Raw genomic sequence first — 15,954 nt, 5'->3', positions numbered from 1 at the left:
CCCCCTTCACAGCCCCCACCCCCGTCACCACCCCCGCCCCTGTCGCCGCGGCCGCCGACGGTGATTTCGCCCCGCCGGGGCCACCCGCACCCGACGACGAAACTGTCACGGGTGGTGCGGGTGGGAACACGGGGGCCGAGGGCGAAGCCGAGGCCGTGCGTCACCTCACCGCCCTCACCGGCCTCACCCCGGTCACCGACGCCCTCGCCGCCCACCTGAACACCCTCGGCAACCTGAACGACGGCACCGCAGGCCTCGCGGACGTGGTGCTGGAGGGCCCTCCGGGCAGCGGCCGCCGAGCCGTGGCCGCCGCGTACGGCAGAGCACTGGCCGAGCTCGGCATCGTCGCCTCCGGCGCGCTCACCCACGTACCGCTGTCGGCCGTCCCCGCCCGCTGGCCCACGCAGCCGCGCGCGTACCTCGCCGACGCGTTCCGGCGCGCGGCCGGCGGCCTGCTGACGGTGACGGCGGACCCCGCCTTCGGCTCCCGGCCGGAGGCCGAACGGCACGCGATCCTCGACGCGTTGACCGCGCAGACGGCGGCCCGCGGCCCACGGGGCGCGGTGCTGGTGCTCTGCGGCGGCGCCCCACGCCTGATGGAACTGCTGCGCACCCGTACCGACCTGGCCGGGACGTTCGCCGAGTACCTGCGGCTGCCCGCGTGGACCGGAGCGGGCCTCGCCGAGCTGACCCGGCGTCGGCTCGCGGTCCTCGGCTTCGAGGTGCGCGACGACGTCCACGCGGCGCTCGCCGCGCAGGACCCGGCGTTCGGGGCGTACGGCGCGCACCGGCTGGCGGACCGGATCGCCGCACGCGCGAACGCCCCCGTGCTGACCCTCGCCGACCTGGCGGGCGAACTCCCGTCGGCGGCGGCGCTGGTGGCCGGCTGAGGGGCCGCAGGGACAGAAAATCACGGCCGGTGGGGCAGCGAGTCCGGCATCCGGCCCCTGGCCGGCGCCGCCCCGGACCACCATCACGAACGACGACCCCCACGTCCCCGGCACGAGAGGAACGGCCATGGCCGCCAACACGAACACATCGGTCGACACTTCGGGCATGCGGATCGCCCAGGGCAGCTTCCAGACCGCCCTGGACGAGGTCAACAACACGTACACCCAGATGCAGAGCCAGATCGAGGCGCTGCGCTCCAGCTGGACCGGCGACGCCTCCAGCACCTTCCAGAGCGCCATGGAGACCTGGCTCACCGACTTCGGCACGGTGAAGCAGCAGTTGGAGCTGATGCTCCAGAAGCTCCAGGCCAACACCGGGAGTTACGACACCACGCACCAGCACACCTCGGACGCGGCCACCCAGCTGCACAAGAGCATGTCCACCCCGCTGCCCGGTTTCTGACCCCCGTCCCAGCGCCACCACCGCACACCACACGAGGAGCGAGCCATGCCTACGTACACCGTCAACATGAACCAGGTCGAGTACGTGGTCGGTGAGATGACCGCGATCAGCGGAAAGATCCAGTCGGCGCTGACCGACCTGGACGACAGCGCCAAGGTGCACCTGAGCGAGTGGACCAGCGACGCCCGCGCCACGTACGACATCGCCAAGGCCAAGTGGGACGCCGCCGCCGCCGACATGGTGACCCAGGCCCAGAACGCCACCAACGCCCTCGGCCAGATCAACGAGTCCTACTACGCGGGAGAGCGGCACGGCGTGAACCTCTGGGAGCAGTGAGATGGCGAAGACGGACGCCGACAGCGACCACGGCAGCAGCGATCCGAACGTCAACGACAACGACTTCGGCGACGACAGCGACACCGGCGGCGGCAACAGCGGCGGTTCGGGCGACCACCACTACCACGGCGGCACGGACGTCCTGCACGCCCCGGGGATCCTCTCCGACCTGCACCCCTTCGTGCCCCCGCCGGTGCCCGGCGGCGACGGCCACAACGGGACCTCGGTCAGCACGCCGTCGCTGGACCTGTTCGCCAACAACATCGACCTGCTGATCCAGCCGGTGCGCGACGTGGCCACCGGTCTGAGCGATGTCGCCGTCGCACCGGGCGCCTTCTACCACGCCAACAAGATGCGGACGACCGTGAACGGCGCGAACGCCGACGACGGGCTCAAGAAGAGTTACGGCGACGCGCTCTCGGCCCTGGTCCGGGGACTGACGGACCTGCGGGACGGCGTACGGGGACTGAGCCGGAAGTACGCGACGACCGAGGACGCCAACAACATGACGGCCCAGGATCTCGCGGACGCCTTCACGACGACCACCGCCGACTTCAACACGATGATGACGTCCAACGGCGGCAGCGGCATGACCTCCAACACCGGTAGCGGCAACACGAACAGCAACACCGGTAACAGCAACACCGGCAACGGCAACACCGGTTCCGGTAACTCGAACACCACCGCCTAGGCGGGCTCCGCGGGAGGGCGAACGTGCCGGACTACAACAGCGGCGGCTTCCACCAGGGCGAGGACGGGACGATCTTCGGGAATCCCGACAGCTCGTCCTCCGGAAGCGTCACGGACTACGACAACTGGGACTGGAAGCAGATCAAGGCCGCCGTCTACGGCATGTCGTCCGGCGTCTCCACCGACGCCAACCTCGCCCACGCCCGCGCCATCGCGAACCCGCAGTCGCTGCTGGACGCGGCCAACGCCTTCTTCCACGTCCAGCGGACCCTGGAGGGCGTCACCAAGAGCCTGGTCGACCAGGCCAAGGCGCTGGCCGGTGACAACGGTCCGTGGGGCGGCAGCGCCGCCGACTCGTTCCTCGACATGATGACCAACTTCTCCCGGCAGGTGAAGGCCAACGCCGATGTCCTGTCCGGGGGTTCGACCGGCGACCACTCCGTCCCGCACCAGCTGGCGAACAACGCGATCGCCTTCCAGAGCGCGCAGAACAAGCTCAAGGAGATCGATTCCTGGTACGCGGACCAGGCCGTCGCGATGGGCGTCACCCCGATGTCGGACGGGCTGATCCCGATCAGCCGGAAGCCCGAACTCGTCGCGATGATGACCGAGGACATGCGGGCCGTGCTCAAGAGCCTGGCCCACTCCTACCAGGTCACCACCGACGCCATCGTGAACCCGACCCCGGTGACCTCGCCGACCGACAACCCGAACGACTCCGGCGGCGACGACGGCCTTCCGGACCCGAACGACGGCCTGAACACCGACACCGGCCCTGGTGACGGCTCCGGCATCGGCGACCTCGGCGACACCGGGAACCTGTCGGACCTCTCCGGCTACCCCGACACCGGTCTCGACACCGGCCTGGACAGCGGGCTCGGCACCGGCGACGGCATCGGCGGCGTCGGGGATCTGGCCGGGCTGGACGGCTCCGGCGACCCGACCGCGTACCCCGGCGATCTCGGCCTGGACGGCTCGGGCCTCGGCGACACCGGAGACCTCGGCGACCTCGGCGACCTCGGCGACCTGGGTGATCTGGGCAGCCTCGACCCGTCGGCCATCGACAGCGCGCTCAACCCGCTCTCCTTCCCCGGTCTCGGCAGCCTGGCCGGGCTGGGCGGCAGCGGTCTCGGGGCCGACGGGGAGAGCTCGCTGGGCGGGCTGTCCACGGCCGACCCCACCGCCTTCGGCGACACCGGACTCGACGACGGCCTGGGCGACGGCCTGGGTGACGGCCTCACCGACGGCCTGGACGGCGGCCTCACCGACGCCCTGGACTCCGGGGCCGGCTCCCCCGCGCAACTGGCGACGTCCTCCGGGATGCCGTACATGCCGGGGATGGGCGGCACGGGGGCGAACGGCGCCGGTCTCACCTCCGAGCCCACGGACGCCTCGGGGCTGCTCGACTCCAGCGCGGACCCCTGGGAGGGCGAGGAGGCCCCCGGCGACGAGGTCGGCTCGGAACTGGGCGCGGCCGCCGGCGGCGAAGGCCTCGGCACGGCCGGGATGCCGTACCTGCCGGCCATGGGCGGTACGGGCGGTGTCTCCGGCGCGGGCCGGGACGGCGCCGGCGAACGCACCGACGCCTCCGGGCTGCTCGACGGGGACAGCGAGCCCTGGGACGGCACGGAGGAGTCCGGCGAGGACGAGGCCGGCTCGCCCACCGGGGCCCTGCCGGGCGTGCCGTACCTGCCCGGCTTCGGCACCACCACGGCCCCCGCGCCCCGCACCACCGCGAACACCCGGGCAGGCACAGACGCGGACGCCGAGACCACCGAGACCACCGCGACCACCGCGACCACCGCGGCCGGCGAGACCGGCGAGACCGGCGAGACCGGCAGCGAAAGCAGCGCCACCACCGCCGCCGGGCCGGCCACGAACACCGCCGCGCCCGAGACCGCGAGCGCCGCTCTCGTGACACCGGTCGCCGTCGGGTCCGACGGACTGCCGGTTCCCGCGGACCCCGACAGCGACAACGGCGAGGACGGCGAGGAGGACTTCTCCGCGTGGGAGGCGGCCGGGGCGGGCGCGGGCGCGTTCGTCCCCCTGCTGTGGGCGCTGGGCGGTGACCGCGAGCGGGAGGCGGACCCCGAGCGGGCCGAGTCCGCCGAACCGCGCACCACCTGGCAGCCGGACCGCACCGCCGCCGGGGCCCCGGCCGGTACCGGCACCGCCGTCCTCGGCGAGGCCGTGTGCGGTGACGGCGGCCCCGAACCGGACGAACCCGAGGCACCCGAGGAGCCGGAGGCGGCGGCGGAGCCGGACGAGGAACCGGCCGCCCGTGGCATCGCGGACCTGCTGGTCCAGCACCAGAGCACCTGGGGCGCCGTCCCCGGCGACTCCACCGCCACCTTCTGACCCGGCCCGAGAGGAGACGAGTTCCCGTGCCCAGCCCGTACGACCAGCAGATCGAGGACCTGCTGGAGCAGTACCGCCGCCAGCGCGACGAGGCCGCCGAAACCCGGCGCCGGATCAACGAGACGACCGCGACCGTGACCGCCCCGCGGCAGACGGTGAAGATCACTGTCGGTGCCCAGGGGGAGGTCACCGCCATCGAGTTCCCCACCGGCGCCTACCGCCGGATGGCCCCGAAAGAACTGGCCGACGTGCTCCTCACCACCCTGCGGCAGGCCAGGGCCGAGGCGCTGGAAGGCGTCGCGGGGGTGCTCGCGGAGCAGTTGCCACCCGGGGTGACCGTGCCCGACCTGCTCCAGGGCCGGGTCGACCCGGCCGCCGTACTGCCCGAGGACCCGGCGATGCCGGACCCGGTCCGTGACTACGTCGACCACGGCTTCCAGGGAGAGACCCATGAGTGACGGCACCTTCTCCGTGGACACCGCCCGGCTGGGCCAGTCCGCGCCGCAGATGCAGGAGCTGGCCGCGCGGATCCGGTCCGTCGCCACCAGGCTCGACGGCCGGCTGGAGGCGCTCGGCGCGTGCTGGGGCGACGACGAGAGCGGCCGGCAGTTCCTGGAGCAGTACGCGGAGCCCAGGCGGCAGCTCAGCGAGGGCATCACGGGCGTCGGCAACGTGCTGGACAGCACGGTCGACGGCATCCGCACCATGGCCAAGGGGTTCGCCCGGACCGAGGAGGCGAACGTGGAGGCACTGCGCGCCGTCACGCCGACGGCGGACTCCACGACGACGGGCGGCCACGGCTCCACTCCGCACCGCGGCCGGCGGTGAACTCCACGGTATGAGCGTCGAGATGCCCCCCGAGCTGGCCTGGGTCGCCCGGCTGGCGGTCGGTCAGGCCTGGCCCAAGGGCGACGAGGACAACCTGCACGCCCTCGGCCAGGCGTGGCACGACGCCGCACAGGAACTCAAGGGCATCAGCGGGCAGATCGGCGCGTCCGGCAACAGCGTCCTGGAGAGCGTGGGCGGCCAGGTCGCCGACGAGTTCCGGGACTTCGTCACCCAACTGGAGTCCAGCCTCCCGGAGATGGCCGAGTCCGCGAGCCAGCTGGGCAAGCTCGGCAAGCACACCGCGGTCCAGGTCGAGTACTCCAAGTACATGATCCTCGGCCAGCTCATCCTGCTGGCCGCGCAGATCGCGGAATGGATCTTCTTCGCGCCCGAGGTCATCCCGCTCGCCATCACGGCGGCCCGGGTCGCGGTGAAGATGATCCTGCGCCGGCTGCTCATCTCGGTCGCGACCGGTGTCGCCCTCAACGTGGGCCTCGACGTCGCCGTCCAGACCATCCAGTTCCTCAAGGGCGACCGCACCGAGTGGTCCACCGACAACACCGTCTCCGCCGTGGTGTCCGGCGCGATCGGCGGGGCCGTGGGCGGTCTCTTCTTCGGCGTCGGCAGCGTCCTCGCGCCGAAGTTCGCGCACTCGCTGCTCGGCAAGGGCATCCTCGGCGCGGCCACCGGCATCGGCACCTCAGGGATCATGTACGGCATCTACCACAGCGGGGAGGACGAGTTCGGCACGTCCATCAGCGCGGGGGCGCTGGGCGCGCTGGGCGGTGGCGGCAAGCGGCGGTTCGGCGGCAAGGGCGACACGGTCGAGGTGGACCCCGTGCACGTGAACGTGCCGAACGCGCTCAAGCTCAGCCTGTCCGCCCTCGGCGGCCTGCCCGGCCTGATCTCGGCCGTGAAGACGGAGACGGAGCAGTCGTCCGGCACCGGGACCTTCAAGGAGCCGACGGGGAGCACGGCGGTCACCGGGAAGAACACGGCCGGGACGGCACACGGCACGAGCACGAGCAGCTCCGCCTCCACGTCCGTCGTCGCCCGGCACGAACCCGGGCACGAACAGGAGCTGCCGGGCTTCACGACCACCGTCATGTCCACGTCGTCGAGCGCCACCACACCGCATACCGCCGGCGAGTCCGCCTCCCGCACCGGTACGGCGGCCGGTAACCAGACCCGCGGCACGGCAGCAGGAACCGGCTCGGCCCGTCCGTCCACGGGGAGCACGGGCGTCGAGACCGGCAGAGGCACGGGCACGGGCCGGGGCACGGGTGCGGGCACGAGCACGAGCACGAGCACGGGTACGGCCACGGGCACGAGCACGAGTAGGGGCACGGGCACGAGCACGGGTACGGCTACGACCGGGGCCGCGTCGTCCGTCCGTACGGAGAGCGGCGTGTCCACCCGTGACGCACCCGGCAGCCCGGTCCGCGGCCAGACGGAGACGAACACCCCGTCCGCCACCACCCGCACCCAGACCGGCCCGGAGCCCACCAGGTCCACGCAGAACCCCGGCGCCCCGAGTGCGGCCAGGCCCACGGCGTCCACCACCGCCACCACGTCCGCCTCGGCCGTCGCGGGAGCCACCGGGACCGAGGGCGGCGGCACCCCGCGTACGGCCACCGCCGTGGCGGAGTCCGAGACCGCCACCACGGGCACGGCCACCACCAGGCCCGCTACGACACCCGCGACAACCGCGACACCCGTGACCGCCGCCACCACGCACGGCGCACCAGCTCCTGACCGGCGATCCGCCGCCCCGGCCCAGGGCTCCTCCCCGGAACCTGACGGGCGGGCCGCCTCCCCGGCCCAGGGTTCCACCCCGGAACCTGACGGGCGGGCCGCCGCCCCGGCCCAGGGTTCCACCCCGGAACCCGCCCCACCCCCCGGCGGCCACCGGGCGGCCGTGCGGGGGCCGGCGCCCCGGATGACGCTCGACCGCACGCCCCGCTTCGTCGTCCGGTCCGGCTACGAGGCCCGGCGGTTCGTGTACCGGAACGAGCGGGTCACCGATCTGACGATCCGGGTGGCGTTCCGCGACGGCGGCCGGGGGCACGACACCGACGCCGTGTGGAACCGGATGTCCGAGGGCGTCGAGCAGTTCCTCAACGCGCCCGCGTACCACCTTCCCGACGGCGACCGGCCGGGCGACCGCCTGCACGTCACCGTCGTACGCGCCCGGCCCGGCGAGGAACCGCATCTGACGGTGGACCTGGTCGGCCGGGGCCGGGCCATGGACCAGCGGTCGTGGTGGCCGGACGCGGACCCCGTCGACTTCGCGCACGAGATCGCCCACCAGATCGGGCTGCGCGACGAGTACCGCGACCAGGACACCCCGCACCGTCCCGCCGTCGAGGGCAGCCTCCAGGGCGACTACCGCGCTCCCGCACCCGAGGGCCTGCGCCAGGCGGGGCTGCGCGACCGCCATCTGCGGCTGATCGCCGCGGGCGTCGGCGACCTGGGCGAACCCGCGGCGGCCGGACACCCGGCCGCCGCGGGCCCGGAGCCCGGCCGGGTGCCGGCGGAGTCCGTCCCCCGCCCGGACGAGGGCGTCCCGCCGCACGACGCGGAGTGGGCACGGGCCCGGCAGGCCGCGACGGGCCAGGAACGCAGCCACGCATGGGTGGACCCGGTCTCCGACCCCCTCGGCGCCGCCCGCCGCGCCCTCCGCCCCACGGCCGCCACCCGGCCCGCGACCGGCACCCACTCCGTGTCCGGCGGACAACCCGGTCCCGCCGTGGCTCCGCGAATGCACCAGGACCTCCGGCCGGCGGTCCACTCGCCCGAGAAGTCGATGGTCATGCAGCCCGGTTACGCCTCCGGCGACCAGTTCGGCATCCTCGCGATGCTGCTCGCCGAGCCGGACATGCACGTCCTGATCGCCCGCGGCCCCGGGCCCGGCCAGCCAGGGCACGACCCGGTGCTGGACAAGTCCCGGGCCATCGAGGCGTTCTACCGGGAGAGCGGGATCGACGAGGACCGCATCTGGACCCTCGACCTGCCCCGGCTGGAACAGGGCAACGTCTGGCACCAGCTGAACGACGCGGCCGCCGGGATCGCCCAGGACAAGTGGGGAATCAACAAGTACTTCGAGGAGATGTACGAGCAGAAGGAGCTGTGGGGGGTCACCAGCGGCACCGACTACGTCGCCCGCCACTTCTCCGACGCGAGGCGCTCGGCCGTCCGTGACGCGTGGCATCTGGAGGACCACCGCGACGCGGAGGTCACCGACTGGCTGGCCGGGCGGGGGGTGCGGATCCCGGAGGGCAAGAAGGAGGTCCTGGTCCTGTGGTCCCGGTTCACCGGCAAGGGCACGCAGTGGTCCGACCTGCGCAGCCGGATGGAGCACGACACCAGCTTCGAGGGCATCCGCCAGCTCGTGCGGAACCTGGCCGGCGACTACAAGGCGGTGATCATCACAGGTGACCGCCACCCCGACCCGGCCAAGGCCGGCAAGTGGGGCGAGCTGGTCCGGGCGATGCGCGAGGAGCTGGGCACCGAGCACATCCACGACCTCACCGGCTTCTGGCGGAACCCCACTCCCGACCTGAAGGCCTGGGACGGCGACACCCGCACCGGCCAGTTCCGGCTGTACGACCATTTCGCCCGGCTGCACGGCGTCCAGCACCTCGGCTTCCGCTCCGGCAACCTGGAGGCCGCGGCGCTGATCGGGCACCCGGTCCGCTATCTGGAGGAGGGGGACGCGAGCGGGTCCCTCCGGATGGAGGCGTGGCACGCCCGCTACGACGGGAGAACCCGCAAGGGCGGCCTGGCCCCGGGGTACGAGCGGACCGTCGTCATGGATCCGCCCACCGCCTCCGGCAGGCTCTCCAAGGAACTCGAACCGAAGCCCGAGCTGCGGGGCACCTACCAGCCGCCCGACCCGAACGCCTGGTACCGCAAGCCGATCGAGGCGTACGGCAAGGAACACGGATTCGCCCACACGGACGTGGAGCGGATCCGCGAGGATTTGGGGCTGGACGGACGCGGCCAGGACCAGGCGGCGTTCGACGCGGACCGGATGGCCGAGGTCAGGCGCAGGTACTTGAAGGTGACGTCGGAGATCAGGCAGTTCCCGGAGTACAGCCGGCACGCGGGGTACGACGTCGACCAGTACCTGGCGTCCTTCGACTCCTTCCTGTCCCAGGACCCGAGGACCTACCAGGGCGTCGGCGCCACCCTGATGTACAGCCAGTTCGTGGAGAACGTCCTGCCGCTGCTGCCGCACGTCTGGCAGGCCCGCCGAACCGTCGAGTACCGCTACTGGGCCGAGCGGGCCCAGCAGGAGGCCGCCGCCGGATCGGGTGGCGACGAGGTCATGCCGCGCGCCCCGCAGGCGGACGTCGTCTCGTCGTCCGACGGCACCGCGACGATGACCCGCCCCACCCGGTCCCAGGAGCAACGGTCCGCGGACCACCCGGCGCTCTCGGCGGTCCCCACCACCGACGGTTTCGCCGAGCTGCGCGCCCTCTCCGACACCACCGTGACGGAGACCGAGGCCCGGTCCCGCTACGGCATGCCCACGGCCAACTACCGTAAGTTCCAGGACATCGCGGCCGCTCGCGACCTCCGGATCGACGTCCGCCCCACCAACCCGACGGCCGCCCGCTGGCTCGAAGAGGGGAAGCTGCCGAAGCCCAAGGACATCAAGGCGAAGTCAGTCGACGACCTGGACGTCAGGCTGGGCGCCAAGGCCGAACACCGTGGGCTGATCGGCTACTTCGAGCCCGTACTGCCGGACCGCGGCGACCTCGACGAGCCCACCTGGAAGCGGCTGGAAGCGCGGTACGCGCAGCGGGCCGAGGAGTTCAGGACCCTCGCCCCCGTCATGGAGCGGCTCCGCTCCGAGGACCGGTTCAAGGTCGAGGACGGCCTGGTGCTCGGCCGGGACGGCGAGGGGGAGTGGAAGGAGATCACCGGCGACCATGACGTGTTCGACATCAGCACGCCGGGCGGTACCCGGCTGAAGGGCGAGCCGTACGACGACGTCGTCGCCACCATGATGGCCAACGACATGGCCGTCATGCACGGCGCGCACATGGACTGGGAGCCGGCCTCGCCGTTCAGCAAGGGCATCTTCAGCAAGATCGTGGAGTCCCACCGGGAGGGCGGCGAACCCCTCCTGCGCTTCCGCCGCGGCCTGAACGACGCCGAACTCGTGTACGCCCCGGCCGAGTTCCGCCTCAAGGTCCCGGAACCCCTCGCGGAACTCCCCCTGGCCGAACCACTCACGGAACCCCGCGCGGAACTCCCCCCGGCCGAACCGCTCACAGAGCCCCACGCCGAACTCCCCCTGGCGGAAGCGCGCGTGGCGCCCCACACCGAACTCCCCCTGGCAGAAGCGCGTGTGGCGCCCCACGCCGAACCCCGCCTGGCCGAGCCCCGCGTGAACCCCCTCCCGGCCGAACCACTCACGGAACCCCACGCCGAACTCCCCCCGGCCGAACCACTCACGGAACCCCCGTTGGTGGAGCCGTTCGTCGAGTCCGGGGGCGGTGTCAAGGGGGCCGAGGCGGTGGTCGTGGAGCCGGAGGGTGATCCCGAGACCCCTCGGCCGCCGGGCGACGAGCCGAACCGGGGCGACGAGTCCGGCCGGGCCGGTGACCCCGGCACCGGGGATCATCCGGCACCGCCCCCGGAGCCGCCCGGTCCGCCCGCCGAACTGCGCGACCGGCATCTGCGGTCGCTGGCCGGCATCCGGATCACCGAGGCCCCCGGCCCGGACGCCCTGCGCGCCCGGGTGCTGGCGACCCTGCCCGCCGCGCACCGCACCGACCGCCAGGTAATCCAGAAGCTCGACGCGGAGTTCGACCCGGCCGACTTCCGCACCCGGCACGAACAGATGGTCAACGGCGGCCGGCGCTTCCAGCTCCGGGTGGCCGGCGACCTGCACGACGTGGTGCTCACAGCCCGGCCCGCCCCCTGGCGCCTGCGGACGGAGCAGGCGACGGCCGAGGAGAGGGCGGGCAAGAGCTTCGACCGCTCCGCCGAGGCCAAGCGCGCGGCCACGCCGGAGAAGACCGCGCTCACCGCCTCGGACGCGGGTCTGGACCTGGCCCCGACCGTGATCCGCCCGGTCGGCTCCCGGGGGGACCAGCTGGCCGTGATCACCCCCTCCGTCAAGGCGGGCGGTGCCACGCACGCGACCGACACCTCGGTGAAGACGGGTACCGAGACGGGCACGAAGACCTCGCTGACCGGCCCCACCGACACCTATGTCTCCCGGTTCCGTTACGAGGCGGACGTCACCGGCCCCGACGGCCGCCCGCTCCCCAGGCCCGCCGGCGCCCCCGTCACCGCCGAGGTGACGGCCGAGATCACCCGCCCGGAGCCGGCCCCGGCGGACGGCCGCGCCGACCGCTGGGACGGCTGGGAAAGCGACCGCGCCGACCACGCCGAGGGCCGGCCCCTCGACGTCACCGGCCTGGCCGCGCTGCACGAGGACGCCTTCGGCCTGCTGCCCGACGAGGCCCGCCCCGGCGGCACCGCGCACAACGACATCCTGGAGTTCCTGTCCCCGAAGAACGTCGTCGACGGCTTCGAGCACGCCGCCGGCTGGGGCCTGACCTCGAAACGGCTCGACCTCACCGGCGGCGGCCACGCCTGGCTCCGGCTCACCCTGGTCGCGGGGGCGTCGGCGCGCGAGGGCACGGTCGCCGACAAGGACACCGTCACCGGCAAGGAGACCGGCGAGCACGCCACGGGCCGTACCGACACCTCCGGCTGGGGCCTCGGCCTGAACGGCGGCGGTGCGCGGCGGCTGGCGCAGAGCACCACGACGAGGGAATCGACCTGGCTGACGGTCACCGGCGGCTACTCCTACGCGTACAGCCTGGCCCACCAGGAGAAGGGCAAGCAGACCTTCTCGCTGGAGCGGAGCCTGGAGCACAAGGGCACCGCCGACCTGGTCAGCACGGCCGTACGGTTCCGGCTCGAGGTGCTGCGGGAGCGGCTGTCCCCGGGCACGGACGGCCTGCACGAGGTCCGCGCGGAACCCGCCGCCGTGGCCGGCCGCGACGAGGAGCGCCCGCCGGCCCCGCGCACCGGCACGGTCGTCCGGGTCCGGCACCACCCGCCCACGCCCCCCACCGACACCCACACCCCGGCCCCGGCCGACGGCACCCCCGGCACCCCCGGTACCCGCCCGGTCCCGGACAGCCTGCGTGCGCCCCTGACCGCCCAGCGCACCGCCTTCGTCGACGTGCCCGGCTCACGGCAGCTGGAGCAGCACATCACCGAGCGCCTGCGGGAGCTGGCGCCGGGCATCCTGCCACCGCCCGGCGCCGGGACGGGCCGGGTCACCCCGCAGGCCATGGAGAACCAGCGGCTGCTGCGCGAGCGCGTGTCACGGTCCGGACTGCGCGCCGACGGCGGACACCTCCTCGACGGCACCTTCCGGCTCACCCTGGACGCCTCCCATCTGCCGGGGCTGCCCGGTCGTACCTACGAGGTGGTGGTGCGGGCGGACCTCGGGGCGGGGCACCACGACGGGGCCGCGCCGGGCACCTCGAAGGACACCGTGACCCGGGCGCACGCCGCCGACAAGGCGGTCACCCGGGGCGGCAAGCACACCCTGGGGGTCAGCGGCAACCTGCGCCGGGCGCTGAACCCGCCGGACACCGTGCGGGCGTTCGGGAACGTCGGTGTCGACGGTTCGTACGGCCCGTCCCGGCAGACCGTGGCCTCCGGCGAGACGCAGGCCAAACGGACGTTCCAGCACAAGGGCCCGGCGGACGCGTTCAGTTACCCGGTGACGTACCGGGTCCTGGTCGCCCCGCACCGGACGGGGGACCCGCCGGGCACCCTGCCGGCCGCACGCGCCGCCGACGGCCGGGGGCCGGACGCGGTGCGCGAGGTGCCCCTCGCGGCCGGCGACCGGCTGCGGGTCGAGGTGCGCCGGCCGGAGCTGTCGGCGACCGCGCCCCGCCATCTGCGGCCCACCCGGCTGCCCCAGTTGCACGCCGTCACGCGGATCGCCGACGAGGCCGGGTTCCAGCGGCAGGCGCGGACCGCGCTGGAGCGGGCCTACCAGTCCCGTGAGCCCGCCGCCGAACAGTCACAGCACCCCGGGCTCGACGAGACGGTGGCGGCGCTGGCCGGCCACGCCCAGCTGCCGGGTCTGGTCTCCGCCTCGCACTCCGGCTGGGCCAACACGCTCGACCGGCACGTCGGCGACGGCCGGTCCCCCGACACGGTGGGTCTGTCGGTGCGCACCCGGCTGATGGACCTGACCTACCAGGAGACGCTGGCCGGGGACGGCACCCTCGACCTGGAGCTGAAGGCGAGCGGGGCCACCACGCTCGCCGACCAGACGTCGCTGTCCGTCAAGGGCGGCATCGGCCCGGACTTCGGCCTGTTCCCCGAGACCGCGACCGGCGCGCTGACGACCACCTTCCAGGTGCGGGGCGGCGGCAAGCTCAAGGTCGGCGGCCAGTGGGACGCCGCCGACACCCTGAAGCAGCAGACCAGCACCACCAGGAAGGTCAGCCACACCGGCACCTGGCACGTCTACCGGGCCACGGTCGAACTGAGCGTCGCCGGGCGCCTCACCGGGGCGTCCGGCACGTCGCACGTGGGCCCCCCGGTCCGCCGCGACCACGAGATCCACGTCCTCCTCTCCGACGAGGACGTGACCCGCCTGCGCACCGGCGCCACCACGACGGCCACCGCCCCGCCCCCGGAACTCCGCGCCACCCTGCTGGACCAGGGCGTCTCGGGCGGTGCCCTGGTGGAGCTGCCCGACACCGACGCCGTCCTGCGTGAGATCGACCGGCAGTTGCGCGGACCGGACGCCGACGCCCTCCCGGTGGCCGCCCTGCCCTTCGCCGACACCTACTCGCCGGACGCCCTCGCCGCCCGCTACGACGAGCTCGTCGGCCCCGGCGTCCTGGACCGGCACGTCGAGGTGACACGCGCCGGACACGTCGTCACCGAGGTGCTGGTGCGCGGCGTCGGCGACGGCTGGCGGGACGACGGTGCCCGCTCGGACCGCCCCCTCACCCGTGACGTCACCACCGCCCACACGGTCAAGGGCAAGGCCGGCGCCAAGGGCACCCTCGGCGCCGAGGGCAACCTGCGGGCGTCCGTACGCCCCCCGGTGCCGCACCTCAACTCGGCGTCCGTCACCCCCGCCGGCGGGCTGGAGGGCGGCCGGGGCAGCAGCGCCGAGTCCGGCGTGACCACCACCGTCGGTCACAAGACCTCCGGCTACGGCGACACCAACGCCCGGTTCACCACGCACATGAGCTACGAGGTGACGGTCACCCGGCGCACCGAGACCGGCCGTTTCATGCGCCTGCCGAAGGAGCCGGAGCCCGTGGCGCCGCAGCCGGCCACCGCCTGGGTCCCGGAGTCCCTCACCGAGGCCGCGACCGCCGCACCCCACCCCGGCGCCCCCCGCGTCCCCGACGACCCGGCCGGTCCGGTCCCGGCGGCCACCCACCCCTTCGACCTGGAACTCGGCCGGATCCGCGACCCCGCCCGGTACGACGCCTGGCAGGACGACCTGCGCGGAGCGCACGACCTGGTCGGCTTCGACAACACCAAGGCACTGCACGACACCGCCGTCCAGCTCCAGGCGGCACCGCGGCCCTGGGGCGACGGCGTGCTGGGCCAGACCGGCGCCTACTACTCCTGGGCCCTCGCCCAGGGTGCCGGCATGGCCCGCTGGGCCGCCCACACCGCCCTCCCCCGGCAACTGACCGGCACCGTCACCCGTTTCCTGGCCACCTTCACCGCCGACCCCCGGCTCGGCCCCGGCCATGACCTGAGCCAGGAGCAACGCCTCACGCTGGAGGAGCAGTTCGCGATCCGCCAGATGTTCTCCGGCCAGTCGCTGCCCGCGCTCTTCCACCGGCTCGGCAACCCGGACAGCCCCTACCGGGTGCCGGGCGCCGCGCTGGCCGTGTCGATGGAGGCCATCGGCCCGGCCGAGGAACTGGGCCACCGCGAGGCCGCCGCCGACGAACTCTCCGTCGCCGTCAAGGAGGAGTCGGCGACCGCCGCCACCGACTCCTACAACTGGTCCGTCGCCCCCCTGGACCTCGCGGTCCTCACCGAGGACCCGGTCCTCACCGTCCCCCTCTCCACCACCCGCCTCACCCGCGACCAGACCTACGACTCCGCCCGCCCCGTGACCCGGACGCCCGGCACCCCGCACCGCCCCACCCCGGACGCGTCGTTCCCGCACGCCCAGTCCCCCACCGAACCCGGCAAGGCGGAACTCACCGGCCGGACGGCCCTGATGCGCCAGCCGGTCCGCATCACCCTGCACCCCCACGACGACAGCGGCCCCTACGGCACCCCCCGCTCCGTACCCGGCCACGTCTTCCACTGGACCAAGCCCCCCACCACCCCGCCCACCCGCCGCCCCGCACC

The 15,954-nt window shown here is 73.8% G+C and carries 7 protein-coding genes and 1 pseudogene; all 8 read left to right on the top strand.

From position 1 onward, the window contains the following. Positions 1–890 (top strand): annotated as a pseudogene (locus AAW13_RS27275) (hypothetical protein); the annotation flags it as partial. A 127-nt stretch (positions 891–1,017) separates the two neighbouring features. After that, positions 1,018–1,353 carry a WXG100 family type VII secretion target gene (locus AAW13_RS27270; protein WP_052768772.1) on the top strand — a complete coding sequence of 112 codons (336 nt, stop codon included), beginning with the start codon at positions 1,018–1,020 and terminating at the stop codon, positions 1,351–1,353. 45 nt (positions 1,354–1,398) lie between these two features. Next, positions 1,399–1,689, top strand: a complete 291-nt coding sequence (locus tag AAW13_RS27265) for a WXG100 family type VII secretion target (RefSeq protein WP_046734616.1) — start codon at positions 1,399–1,401, stop codon at positions 1,687–1,689. A 1-nt stretch (position 1,690) separates the two neighbouring features. After that, complete coding sequence (locus tag AAW13_RS27260; RefSeq protein WP_046734615.1) at positions 1,691–2,380, top strand: hypothetical protein; 690 nt, start codon at positions 1,691–1,693, stop codon at positions 2,378–2,380. 23 nt (positions 2,381–2,403) lie between these two features. Further along, positions 2,404–4,737, top strand: coding sequence for a WXG100 family type VII secretion target (locus AAW13_RS46055; RefSeq protein ID WP_052768771.1), 2,334 nt, complete (start codon positions 2,404–2,406; stop codon positions 4,735–4,737). Between the two features lie 26 nt (positions 4,738–4,763). Next, a complete protein-coding gene (locus AAW13_RS27250) occupies positions 4,764–5,195 on the top strand; it encodes a YbaB/EbfC family nucleoid-associated protein (protein WP_046734614.1) in 432 nt (143 codons plus the stop codon). Continuing rightward, positions 5,188–5,565, top strand: coding sequence for a WXG100 family type VII secretion target (locus AAW13_RS27245; RefSeq protein WP_046734613.1), 378 nt, complete (start codon positions 5,188–5,190; stop codon positions 5,563–5,565). The genes AAW13_RS27250 and AAW13_RS27245 overlap by 8 nt, the downstream gene beginning before the upstream one ends. Positions 5,566–5,575: 10 nt before the next feature. Beyond that, on the top strand, positions 5,576–15,954 hold a 10,379-nt coding region (locus AAW13_RS27240; RefSeq protein ID WP_046734612.1), incomplete at its 3' end, for a WXG100-like domain-containing protein.

The sequence above is a fragment of the Streptomyces humi genome (assembly GCF_001005085.2).
Taxonomy (GTDB): Bacteria; Actinomycetota; Actinomycetes; order Streptomycetales; family Streptomycetaceae; genus Streptomyces; species Streptomyces humi.
Note: the sequence above shows the minus strand (reverse complement) of the source record. Positions and strands in the feature narration are given on the sequence as shown.